The following is an 11257-nucleotide window of genomic DNA, read 5'->3' on the forward strand; positions in this document are numbered from 1 at the left end:
GGCGGGCTGCCACTGGCTTTCCATGGCTCAAGCTTCCCAGCGACCACTGACATTACGCCCGACACTCCGGCAGTAAAAGCGCTGGTGTGGAAAACTTTCCGAAAAAGATTCATGTGGAGGGATGGGGGTGGTCAGATCCGTACCCGGGGAGTATTTTCAGCCCCATGAACGCCGTCGCTCAGGTGCTGGCGGTTCTCGTAGGCATCACGCTCATCGCCGTCGGAGTGCTTGAAGCCTTCTTCTACCGCGACCAGCGTTTCCACTCCCTCTTCCTCATCAAGCCGCAGGATGCCGCCGCCGTTCGACTCTGGACGATGAACGTAGGCTTCTACAACATGGTGTTTGGCCTTGCCATCCTCGTCGGCGTCGTGATCCTCAACGTGGGAGATTCAACGGTCGGCCGGACGCTTGTCTACATGGTGTGCGCCTCCCACGTGATTTTGGGCATCGTGCTCGCTTTCGTCGAGCCGAAGCTCTGGCGAAACGCTGTCGGGCAAGCCCTCCTGCCGTCGCTGGTAATCGTCGTCGCCCTCCTCTTCTGATTCACCCTCCCCTAGGCTCGTCGCCATGACGAACACAACCATCGACATCGTCTCGATCGCGGATGCCCCGTGGCACGACGTGCAGACAGTCTTCGGTACCCGGGGCGATCCATCCAGTTGCTGGTGCCAGTACTTCAAGATGGACAACGCCGAATGGAAGACTGCGAGCCGGGCGACCTGCGAACCGTTGCTGAAGCAGCAGGTGCGTGACCTCGACCCTGCCCCAGGCGTCCTCGCCTACCTCGACGGCGAACCCGTCGGCTGGTGCGCCGTCGAACCACGCCCGAAGTACAGGCGGCTCGACCGTATGCGCGTGCTCGCCGGAAGCCCGGAGCAGCCCCACGACGACTCCGTCTGGGCCGTCACGTGTTTCGTCGTGCGCGTCGGCTTCCGCAAGCGCGGCATCGGCAAAGCGCTACTTGCCGGCGCGGTCGACCACGCGCGTCGCTGTGGTGCCCGCGTTGTCGAGGGCTATCCAGTGGACCCGGCAGAGCGAGAGAAGGTGTCGTCCGCCGAGCTGTATCACGGCAGCGTTTCGCTGTTCGCGGCCAACGGCTTCCGCGAAGTGTCCCGGCCGACACCGGATCGCGCTGTCATGCAGCTCGACTTGACGGCGTAGCATCCGCTCAGCCTGCGAGGTCCAGGGTCTCGAGGAAGAGATCGGCATACCGAGAGGCATCGACGTCGAGGGCGATATCGATGACGGTCCAGTCGCCGATGCCACCGTGCAACCGGTCTTCACCGGAGTACCGGCGCCGGTCGACGATGGTCTGCCCACGGCCGTATCCAGACAACTCCACACGCACCGGTCGCTTCTCGACGACCAGCGCGTCCGGCTCGACAAGGGCACAGACCGCGCCGGCGTCACCGATGAGGCCGGTGTAGACAAGGGACTCGTCCTCACTCAGCGCGATCCGGTTGCCGAGCAGTGAACCGACCACGCGTCCGAGCGGATCGTTCCCGGCAGCGAGAGCCGCCGCGGCATCCTGTGGCACGGACACCTGGGTGAAGACGTCAAGACCGTACATGAAGATGGGGACGCCTGAGCTGAGCACAATCGACGCGGCCTCCGGATCGTGCCAGACGTTGAATTCGGCGACAGCGGTCGCATTCCCGACGCCGGCGGACCCGCCCATGAAGACGATCCTCTCAATCCGGTCGGTGACCTCCGGGTAGGTTCGGAGCAGCAGCGCGAGGTTGGTCTGCGGGGCGAGCGCTACGAGGGTGATGCGCTCGTCACTGCCCATCAGGGTGCGCCGCATCAACTCGACCGCGCCGACCCCTTCCGGCTTCCGGCGGGTGGCAGGCAGTTCGATGCCGCCGAGTCCGTTCTCGCCGTGCACGTGGGATGCCGATCGGGCGGGAGCCAGCAACGGACGCGAAGCGCCGGCGGCTACGGGAATCAGCGGCGCGTCGACCGCGTCGAGGACGCGCAGGGTGTTGTCGACGACCTGCCCGAGCGGCGCGTTGCCGGCGACGCAGGTGATTGCGCGAATGTCGATCGCCGGATGTTTCACGGCGAAGAGCAGGGCGAGGGCATCGTCGACGCCGGTGTCGACGTCGAGGATCACAGGAAGGGTGCGCATCCGTTCAGCTTACGAGCACCCAGGCGTTCCGGCGCCCTCGGCCACTCGATCAACGATGGGGGCACGACCTAATCGAGTAAGTCAAGCAACCAGCCGGCGCCCCGGGTCTGGGCGCCGAGGGCTTCGACGCGGGTCCGAAGTAGCCGGTCACTCGTGACGACCGTGACCGCGGATGCTTCCACCCCGGCAGCGAGACGGCTCACCTCATCCACAATCCGTGAGTCACCGTCAGCGCTGGCTCGAATCATCCGGAGGCGGTCGGTCGAGTCCAGGGCTGCACCGTTCGCTTGCCCTTCCAGCACGGCAACGACCTCGGGCCACCAATGGGACTGCGGCAGGTCGAGCGCGTCCGCGGCGACACCCAACGCTGCCAACCTGTGCAGTTGCGCGCCGAGCCGTTCTGCGGCGCCCGCACGGTCCCTCCACCAGCCGTCGGGCCGTGAGCCGACGACGTTGGCCATGTCGACGAGAACCACCGGCCGGAAGGAGATGTCCTGCTGCAGGCTGGGCCACATCCGCCCGAAACCAGGATGCAGCGGCAGAGCTCCGATGTCGTCGAGGGGTACCCAGCGGATCTCAAGGCTTTCCGGGTCAGCGACCTGCGGTTCGAAGGGGGCGACGACGTCGGCGACGACGGTCACGTACGACCAGACCCCGAGGTCGAGCGTGTGGCTGAAACGCGACCGGACGGCATCCGGGTCGACCGCTGCCTCTTCAGTGGCCTCGCGGATGGCGCCGTCGACAGCGTTCTCGCCCTCGTGCCTGGCGCCGCCGGGTAGACCCCAGGTTCCGCCGAAGTGGCTCCACAGGGCGCGATGCTGAAGCAACACACCCCGCTGCGGGTCGACCGCGAGCAAACCAGCAGCGCCGAAACGGCCCCAGTATTTGGAGCCGTCGTCGGCGAACACCCAGGCATCGCCCGGGTTTCTCGGGTGCGGCGGCATGAACTCGGAAGTCACCTGTTCAGCTTCTCACGAGCCGTGCGCCGCGCACACAAGGGTTAGGTGCGCTTGCGCTTCTCACGCACACGCATGTTGACGTTGATCGGGCTGCCTTCGAATCCGTAGATTTCCCGCAGGCGACGCTGGATGTAGCGACGGTAACCCGGGTCGAGGAAGCCCGTGGTGAAGAGCACGAATGTCGGCGGACGGCTCGAGGCCTGCGTGCCGAAGAGCACACGAGGCTGCTTGCCACCACGGACGGGGTGCGGGTGCTCCGCGGTGAGTTCGGCGAGGAACGCGTTGAACTTGCCGGTGGGGAGCCGGGTGTCCCATGACTCGAGCGCGAGCTCAAGTGCCGGGACGAGCTTCTCCATGTGCCGGCCGGTGCGGGCGGAGATGTTGACGCGCGGAGCCCAGGCGACGTGCGCCAGGTCCTGCTCAATCTCACGCTCGAGGTAACGGCGACGTTCGTCGTCGAGGAGGTCCCACTTGTTGAACGCCAGCACGAGGGCACGGCCGGATTCGAGCACGAGGTCGATGATCCGAACATCCTGTTCGCTGATCGGCTCAGAGACGTCGATCATGACTACGGCGACTTCGGCCTTCTCCAGCGCGGCGCTCGTGCGCAGTGTGGCGTAGAAGTCGGCGCCCTGCTGCAGGTGCACACGACGACGGATGCCGGCGGTGTCGACGAAACGCCACACCTTGCCTGCAATTTCCACCTGCTCATCGACCGGGTCACGCGTGGTCCCGGCGAGTTCGTTCACGACGACGCGCTCTTCACCCGCTGCCTTGTTGAGCAGGCTCGACTTGCCGACGTTCGGGCGGCCGAGGATCGCGACACGGCGGGGGCCGCCCACCTCGTCCTTGGCGACGGCCGACACGGTCGGAAGTTTGGTCATGATGAGGTCAAGAAGATCGGCGACGCCGCGGCCGTGCAGTGCGGAGACCGGGTACGGCTCACCGAGGCCGAGCGACCAGAGGGACGCGGCGTTCGGCTCCTGACGTACGTCGTCGACCTTGTTGGCGACGAGGAAAACCGGCTTGTCCATCTTGCGGAGCATCCGAACGACCTGCTCGTCGGTTGCGGTCGCACCGACGTTGGCGTCGACGACGAAGAGAACGGCGTCGGAGAGGTCGATGGCGACCTCGGCCTGGGCGGCGACTGAAGCGTCGATGCCCTTGGCGTCGGGCTCCCAGCCGCCGGTGTCGACGAGGGTGAACTGGCGTTCGTTCCACTCGGCCTTGTACTTGACCCGGTCGCGGGTGACGCCGGGGGTGTCCTCGACAACGGCTTCACGCCGGCCGAGGATCCGGTTCACGAGCGCGGATTTGCCGACGTTCGGCCGACCGACGATCGCGAGGACCGGGAGCGCAGGGAGGTAGTGAATCGCGTCGGGATCGTCGGTGACCGACTGGAGGATCTCGAGGTCCTCGTCGCCGAGGTCGTAGTCGGCGAGCCCGGCGCGGAGCGCTTCGGCGCGGCGGTGGGCGAGGTCCTCGTCGAGGTCCCCCATCCGCTCGGCGAGCTGGTCGTCCAGCTCGGCGGTGTCTTCAAAGTCGTCAGCCATAATCGGTCTCTCTCTGCGAACGGCGCCGCCTGGTGCGGGTCGTTCTAGGTTTTCTGCGAAGTACGGATCACATCGAGCACGGCGTCGACGGTCTCGTCAAAGTTCAGCGTGGTGGAGTCGACGGTGGTGACGCCAGCTGCGGCGGTCATGAAGTCGACGACGCGCGAATCTGCGCGATCACGCTTCTGCAACGCACTCGCAACCTCCGAAGCCGATTCGGATGCAAGTTCTGCAGAGCGTCTAGACATTCTAGCCTCTTCGGATGCTGTAAGAAGAATGCGAGCCGTGGCGTCCGGCGCGACGACCGTTGTGATGTCGCGACCCTCGACGACGATGCCCGGCGCGCTGGAGTCGCGAATGATGCCTCGAAAGATCCCGGTCACGTACGAACGCACCTCGGGGACCCGGGCGATGTTGCTCACAACGGCTGAGACGCGGGGCTCCCGGATGCTGTCGGTCACGTCCGTCTCCCCCACCCTCACGTGGTAACCGAAGGGGTCAGTCCCGATCGTGTACCGGAAGTCGGGCAGCGACGCGACGACCGCCGCGGCATCCGTCGAATCGATGCTCCGGTCAAGCACGTACCAGGACAGCGCCCGGTAAGCGGCGCCCGTGTCGAGGTAATCGAAGCCGAGCCGTTTCGCCGCGGCCTTGGAAACACTCGATTTTCCGCTGCCGGCCGGGCCGTCGACGGCCACCACTGTCTTCGTCAATTGTTAGACGCTCGCAATCCGCCAGCCGCGCGCCTCGAGGTCTTCGATGGTGCGTTGCTGGACTTCGGGAAGGACGGCGATCTCGGCGAGGCCGATCTGGGCACCCGGGGAGTGCTCAAGCCGAAGGTCCTCCATGTTGACCCCGATGTCACCGAGTTCGGTGAGAAGCAGGCCGAGCTGCCCCGGCTTGTCGTCGACCATGACGACAATGGAGGCGTAACGGCGATCCTGACCGTGCTTGCCCGGCAACCGGGCAACGCCCGTGTTGCCTGCGGCGATCGTGTCGGCGATGGCACGGCGGGCGCCAGGCGCCTCCGGGTCGCGAAGGGCGTCGGTGACCCTGGCGAGGTCGGCTGCGATACCGTCGAGCACCTCGACGACGGGGCCAGCGTTCGAGCCGAGGATCTGTACCCAGAGCTCAGGGGCACTTGCGGCGATGCGGGTGGTGTCGCGAAGTCCCTGCCCGGTGAGCCGAACGGCGGAGTCGGGTGCACTGACCAGCTGCTTCGCGAGCAGGCTCGCGATCAGCTGAGGCACGTGTGAGACGAGGCCGACGGAGCGGTCGTGCTCCTCCGGGGTCATTTCGATCGGCGAAGCGCCGAGGTCGAGGGCGAGGTCCTCGATCAAAGCGAGGGCTTCGGGCGGCGTCTCCTCGTCACGGCAGATCACCCACGGGCGGCCGAGGAACAGGTCGGCGCGCGCCGAGATCGCTCCCCCGCGTTCCCGCCCGGCGAGCGGGTGTGAACCGATGTAGCGGGTGAGGTCGACGCCGCGCTCGGTGAGGGTGCGGAACGGTTCGAGCTTGACGCTGGCCACGTCGGTGATGACGGCGTCGGGGAAGCGGGCGAGTTCAGCCTCGAGAACGGATGCCGTGACATCCGGCGGAACGCTGACCACGACGATCCGTGGCTCGTCATTCGCACGTTCGGGGCGTCCGGCGCCGTAGTCAACTGCGAGCCGGAGTTGGGCTGGCGACGCGTCTGCGAGGATCACGTCGACACCCTGTGCTTTCAGGGCAAGGCCGATGCTCGCCCCGAGCAGCCCGGCGCCGACGATGCGGACCTGGCCGGAGAGTCGTGGGGCATTCGGGCGGCGCTCGGCGGCGGCTCTCACGGGATTGTCGTTCACAAGTCTCTTTTACTCGACCGCGTCGGTGTCGGCGCTCTGGCTGTCGTTCAATTGCGTCTGCCGGGAGATGGTCAGCAGTTCTCCGAGTTCCACCTTAGTGAGGTCGCGGGTGTGCCCGGCGCGAAGGGTCCCGAGGTTGACGGGGCCGAACTGGCGGCGCACGAGTTCCTGTACCGGGTGGCCTACGGCTGCCAGCATCCGTCTGACGACGCGGTTCTTGCCCGAATGCAGCGTGACCTCGACGATGCTCGTCTCGTCTCCGTTGGCGGTACTGCGAGTGTCGAGCAGCCGAGCCTTGTCTGCGGCGATGACGCCGTCGTCGAGTTCGACGCCGTGGATCAGTTTCTGGATCGTCTGCGCGGTGACTTTTCCCTTGACCTTGGCGATATACGTCTTGGTCACGCCGAAGGACGGGTGGGCGAGAACGTGGGCGAGGTCGCCGTCGTTGGTGAGGATGAGCAGACCGCTCGTCTCGGCGTCGAGGCGGCCGACGTTGAACAGTCGCTCCTCGTAGTCCTTCGTGTACTGGGTCAGGTCCGGGCGGCCGCGTTCGTCGCTCATCGTGCTGACGACACCGACGGGCTTGTTGAGCACGACGTAGCGTTTGGTGGTGTCCAGCTGCACGGCCGTGCCGTTCACCTCGACGTGGTCGGTTTCCGGGTCGATCCGGCGGCCGAGTTCTCTCACAACTTCACCGTTGACGCGCACGCGGCCTTCGGTGATGTACTGCTCGGAGACCCGGCGGGACGCGACGCCGGCGGCAGCGAGCACCTTCTGCAGGCGCACACCTTCCGGGGCGAACGGGTCGTGGGTGGGGGGTTCGGAGTTTCCGTTGTCGGAAGTCGCGCGTTTATCGGAAATCACTGTCAAATCCTTCGGAGCCGTCGGCGAGCAGGGGTGAAATGGGTGGGAGCTCGTCGAGCGAGTTGATGCCGAGCTGCTGAAGCATCAGCGGGGTGGTGCCGTAGTTGATGGCGCCGGTCTCACTGTCGGTGAACAGTTCTGTGATGAGACCGCGGCCGGCGAGGGTGCGCACGACCGAGTCGACGTTCACCGCGCGGATGGCAGCGACCGAACTGCGGGTGATGGGCTGCTTGTACGCGATGACGGCGAGGGTTTCCAAAGCGGCCTGAGAGAGGCGGCTGGGGTTCTCAGCGGTGACGAAGTCGGCGACCACGTCGTCGTACTCTGCGCGGACGAAGATGCGCCAGCCGCCGCCGACCTCGCGGAGTTCGAACCCGCGCTGGATCGTCCCGTCGACGCCGTCGTAGTCGGCGACGAGGCGGTTCACCGCTTCATGGACGGCTTTCACCGGCCGCCGCAGGGCGGTGGCGAGGCTGACGAGGCTTTGCGGCTCGTCAGCGATCATCAGGATGGCCTCGACTGCACGTTCGAGATCGACCGGGGTCGACGGTGCGCCGTCCGTCGTGTCGCGCGGCGCGGCATCCGTTTCGGGGAGGGCGGTGGTGTCAATTGTCATAGTCTGCTCCCAGATTGGCGAGGTTGTCCTCTGACCAGTTCTCGGCGCTCCAGCGTAACGTGAGCTCGCCCAGGGGTTCGAGTTGCTCGAAGCTGAGGGCCGCGTGACGGTACAGCTCGAGAACCGCCAGGAAGCGGGCGACGATGACGCCCTTCTGGTCGGCGCCGGCGATCAGTTGCCGGAATGTCATCGATTCACCCGAGCGCAGCATGGCGACGACGTGCGCGGCCTGTTCACGGATGCTGACGAGCGGCGCGTGCAGGTGGTCAAGGCCGACCATCGGGATCTCGCGCGGCGTGAGAGCCATGGTGGCCAGGGCGGCGAAGTCGTCGAGGGTGAGCGTCCAGACCAGTTCAGGTGTGCGGGCGCGGAACTTCTCCTCGAGCCGGACCGAACGGGCATGCCGGCTTGCTTCGGCATCAAGGTGGCCGGCGAACCAGGCGGATGCCTCCTTGAACGCGCGATACTGCAGCAGCCGCGCGAAGAGGAGGTCGCGCGCCTCGAGCAGGGCCACGTCTTCCGCGTCGACGAGCTCGCCCTGCGGCAGCAGGCCCGCCACCTTCAGGTCGAGAAGGGTGGCAGCGACGACGAGAAATTCGCTGGCCTAGTCGAGTTCACGGGCGGAGTCGACGCCCGACAGGTAGGCGATGAACTCGTTCGTCACCTTGGACAGCGAGATCTCGGTGATGTCGAGTTCGTGCTTGCCGATCAGCGACAGCAGCAGGTCAAACGGGCCCTCGAAGTTCGAGAGGGCGACCTGGAACCCGGCCGGCCGGACGTCGGGTGCCGCACCTGCCAGGGAAGTCGTCGAGCCGTCTACGGCGTGCGCATCAGGCGACAGCGCCACGGGCTACCAGCTCCCGTGCGAGCTGGCGGTAGGCCTTGGCCGACGCGTGCTCGGGAGCGAACTCGGTGATCGGGCTGCCGGCGACGCTGGCATCCGGGAACTTCACAGTGCGGCCGATGACCGTTTCGAGTACATCATCGCCGAACGCGTCGACGACCCGTTCGAGGACCTCACGGGAGTGCAGCGTACGCGAGTCGAACATCGTGGCGAGGATGCCGTCGAGTTCGATCGCCGGGTTCAGCCGGTCCTTGACCTTCTCGATGGTCTCGATCAGCAGCGCCACACCGCGAAGGGCGAAGAATTCGCACTCAAGCGGAATGAGCACGCCGTGACTGGCGGTGAGCGCGTTGACGGTGAGGAGGCCGAGCGACGGCTGGCAGTCGATGAGGATGACGTCGTAGTCGCCGCCGACCTTGCGGAGTACGCGGGCGAGGATCTGCTCGCGGGCGACCTCGTTGACGAGGTGCACCTCAGCTGCCGACAGGTCGATGTTGGCGGGGATGATGTCGAGCCCCTGAACAGACGTCTGCTGGATCGCATCCGTCGGCTGGTGCTTGTTCGACAGCAGCAGGTCGTAGATCGTCAGTGCGTCGTGCGTGTTCACACCGAGACCGGCGGAAAGCGCGCCCTGCGGGTCGAAGTCGATGCACAGCACTCGACGGCCATAGTCGGCGAGGGCAGCACCGAGGCTGATCGTGGTGGTCGTCTTGCCGACGCCACCCTTCTGGTTGCACAGCGAGATGATGCGGGCGGGGCCATGGCTTCTCAGCGGAGCAGGTTCCGGGAACTCACTCAAGGTGCGACCGGTCGGCCCTTTTTTCACGAGTGGCGCCTCCACCGAAAAGAGCTCTTCATTTTTTGTGGCCACCTGGTTCGTCCTCACTCCCGTCGCGTCCCTCGCCGTGCTTAGCTCTTGATTCTAACGGGGTGCTTACGATATGCGGCGCGCCCACGCTGGGCAGAAGCATCCGCGTCAACAACCGGGACCGTGCGGATTTTCGGTGCACTCGCGCTGGACGAGCACGGTCTTCGCGTTTCCGGCGACGGCAGCGACGATCGTCGCTGGGCCGGGGAGGGTGCCGCTGATGCTCCGCCACGGCAGCGCGTCGATACTGAACTCCACGGTGTACGAAACGGTGACTGAGATTTGATAGACGCCTCTCGCGTCGAAGACGTGGCTGGTGGGTGTCGGCGAGAATTCCGGCAGACCGAGTGACGCCCAGGATGCTCCGGGCACGCTCGATCGGGACGTCGACCCGTCTCCCCACGACCACGCGTAGCTCGACGGGGTGAATCGCACATCGAGCGGGTAGTCGAGCAGGGAGCCCGAGACAACATGTGTGTTCGTCTTCGCCATGAAGTTGGCCGGCAGCCCGACCAGCATCCAGCCGTCCGGTTCCATTTCGAGCGTCGGAGCGACCGGCCGGAAGCTGGCCAGGTCACTGATGGTGATGGCGTCGACCAGACATGCCGGACCGGCTACGCAGATTCCGACGTTTCCCGGCGGCACACCCGCGCCCGGTGAGCCGGGGCCGTCGACCCCTCCCCTGTTCTCGGCGTCGATTCGGTCCTGCTCAAAGCCGTCCGGTCCGCGGTTGCCGCCGCCGCCACCGCCGCCGTTTCCTCCGTTATTGCCGCCACCGTTCCTGCCATCGGTCCGCCCGTCGCCCCGGATCACGGCCGCGCCGCCGTCGAGGCCACCGTCGACGCAGAAGCCGCGGGCGGCGTCGGCGGTAGAACACTCAGCAGCATTCGCCGGACTTGCGATTGCGGTGGTCGACAACACCGCTAAGGCGGCAACCGTCAGCAGAAGTCGTCGCCGGTCCATGATCCGCTGTCCGCTATCAAGAGCGACGCCTCACGAGGGGCCGAGGACACAAACTCCACCTCAACCGGAAATCTCTCAAGCCGGGTTGCGGGAGTCACGTCGGCACCGCCAGAATCAAGGATTCTCACGCCTGAAACGTCACGACAAAGGCGTAGCCGAACGAGCGCCAGCTGATCTGACTCCGATTTCTCGACCAGGGAAACGTTGTCGAAGGTGGTGACGCCCTGAGTATGCCAGTTGTTCTCTTCGAGCAGCCCGGGCACTTCCAGCTTCTCCAGATATGCCGGCGTCACTAGGCCGACCATGGCCTCAGCGCCACCGTCACCATTGGCTGAGTCCTTATCGAATTGTGCTGTGTATCGCTGGTAGACATCGGTCGCCGCCGCGAGCGCCTCGTCCTCCGACGCGAAGATCGCCGTCGAGGTGGGGGTGGATGTCGGCCGCGGAGCCGGAGTGCAACTGGTGAGCGTTACCGCTCCAAGCAGGCACGCAACAATTCCGAGGGTGCTGCCCCGCAGCATCCGTGGGATCGTCCTCGACCGGTCAGTGACCATGCCGACAGGCTAGAGGAGTCCTCAGCCGCGCGGGAGGGTTATCCACAGCGACACTCTGCAGCCGTCG

General features: G+C 65.9%; 12 protein-coding genes and 1 pseudogene. 2 read left to right on the forward strand and 11 right to left on the reverse strand.

Going from position 1 to position 11257, the window contains the following annotated elements:
* Positions 1–164: 164 nt before the first annotated feature.
* Positions 165–542, forward strand: a complete 378-nt coding sequence (locus ACLQ62_RS05220; protein WP_411720608.1) for a DUF1304 family protein — start codon at positions 165–167, stop codon at positions 540–542.
* Positions 543–567: 25 nt separating this feature from the next.
* Positions 568–1161 carry an N-acetyltransferase family protein gene (locus ACLQ62_RS05225; RefSeq protein WP_411720609.1) on the forward strand — a complete coding sequence of 198 codons (594 nt, stop codon included), beginning with the start codon at positions 568–570 and terminating at the stop codon, positions 1159–1161.
* 7 nt (positions 1162–1168) lie between these two features.
* Here the strand turns inward: ACLQ62_RS05225 and ACLQ62_RS05230 are convergent, their stop codons facing one another.
* The 11 genes and pseudogenes from ACLQ62_RS05230 to ACLQ62_RS05280 form a co-directional block, all read right to left on the reverse strand.
* Positions 1169–2128: a nucleoside hydrolase gene (locus ACLQ62_RS05230; RefSeq protein ID WP_411720610.1), complete on the reverse strand. Its 960-nt coding sequence runs from the start codon at positions 2126–2128 to the stop codon at positions 1169–1171.
* Positions 2129–2196: 68 nt separating this feature from the next.
* A complete protein-coding gene (locus ACLQ62_RS05235; protein WP_411720618.1) occupies positions 2197–3072 on the reverse strand; it encodes an NUDIX hydrolase in 876 nt (291 codons plus the stop codon).
* 56 nt (positions 3073–3128) lie between these two features.
* Positions 3129–4640 carry a ribosome biogenesis GTPase Der gene (gene der / locus ACLQ62_RS05240; RefSeq protein ID WP_411720611.1) on the reverse strand — a complete coding sequence of 504 codons (1512 nt, stop codon included), beginning with the start codon at positions 4638–4640 and terminating at the stop codon, positions 3129–3131.
* Positions 4641–4684: 44 nt separating this feature from the next.
* A complete protein-coding gene (gene cmk, locus ACLQ62_RS05245; protein ID WP_411720612.1) occupies positions 4685–5353 on the reverse strand; it encodes a (d)CMP kinase in 669 nt (222 codons plus the stop codon).
* A 3-nt stretch (positions 5354–5356) separates the two neighbouring features.
* A complete protein-coding gene (locus tag ACLQ62_RS05250) occupies positions 5357–6481 on the reverse strand; it encodes a prephenate dehydrogenase (protein ID WP_411720613.1) in 1125 nt (374 codons plus the stop codon).
* A gap of 9 nt (positions 6482–6490) precedes the next feature.
* Positions 6491–7267 (reverse strand): pseudouridine synthase, encoded by a 777-nt coding sequence (locus ACLQ62_RS05255; protein ID WP_411720619.1) that lies wholly within the window; start codon positions 7265–7267, stop codon positions 6491–6493.
* Positions 7268–7331: 64 nt separating this feature from the next.
* On the reverse strand, positions 7332–7961 hold the full coding sequence (gene scpB, locus ACLQ62_RS05260; protein ID WP_411720614.1) for an SMC-Scp complex subunit ScpB: 630 nt from the start codon (positions 7959–7961) through the stop codon (positions 7332–7334).
* A pseudogene (locus ACLQ62_RS05265) lies at positions 7951–8760 on the reverse strand (segregation and condensation protein A). Before ACLQ62_RS05265 ends, scpB begins: the two are co-directional and overlap by 11 nt.
* Before the next feature lie 31 nt (positions 8761–8791).
* Entirely contained in the window at positions 8792–9676 is an 885-nt protein-coding gene (locus ACLQ62_RS05270) for a ParA family protein (protein WP_411720615.1), read from the reverse strand.
* 105 nt (positions 9677–9781) lie between these two features.
* Positions 9782–10636 carry a hypothetical protein gene (locus ACLQ62_RS05275; protein WP_411720616.1) on the reverse strand — a complete coding sequence of 285 codons (855 nt, stop codon included), beginning with the start codon at positions 10634–10636 and terminating at the stop codon, positions 9782–9784.
* Positions 10612–11157 (reverse strand): hypothetical protein, encoded by a 546-nt coding sequence (locus ACLQ62_RS05280; RefSeq protein ID WP_411720617.1) that lies wholly within the window; start codon positions 11155–11157, stop codon positions 10612–10614. The genes ACLQ62_RS05275 and ACLQ62_RS05280 overlap by 25 nt, the downstream gene beginning before the upstream one ends.
* Between the last annotated feature and the right edge of the window lie 100 nt (positions 11158–11257).

The sequence above is a fragment of the Mycetocola sp. genome (assembly GCF_046716805.1).
In the GTDB taxonomy this organism is placed as follows: Bacteria; Actinomycetota; Actinomycetes; order Actinomycetales; family Microbacteriaceae; genus Mycetocola_A.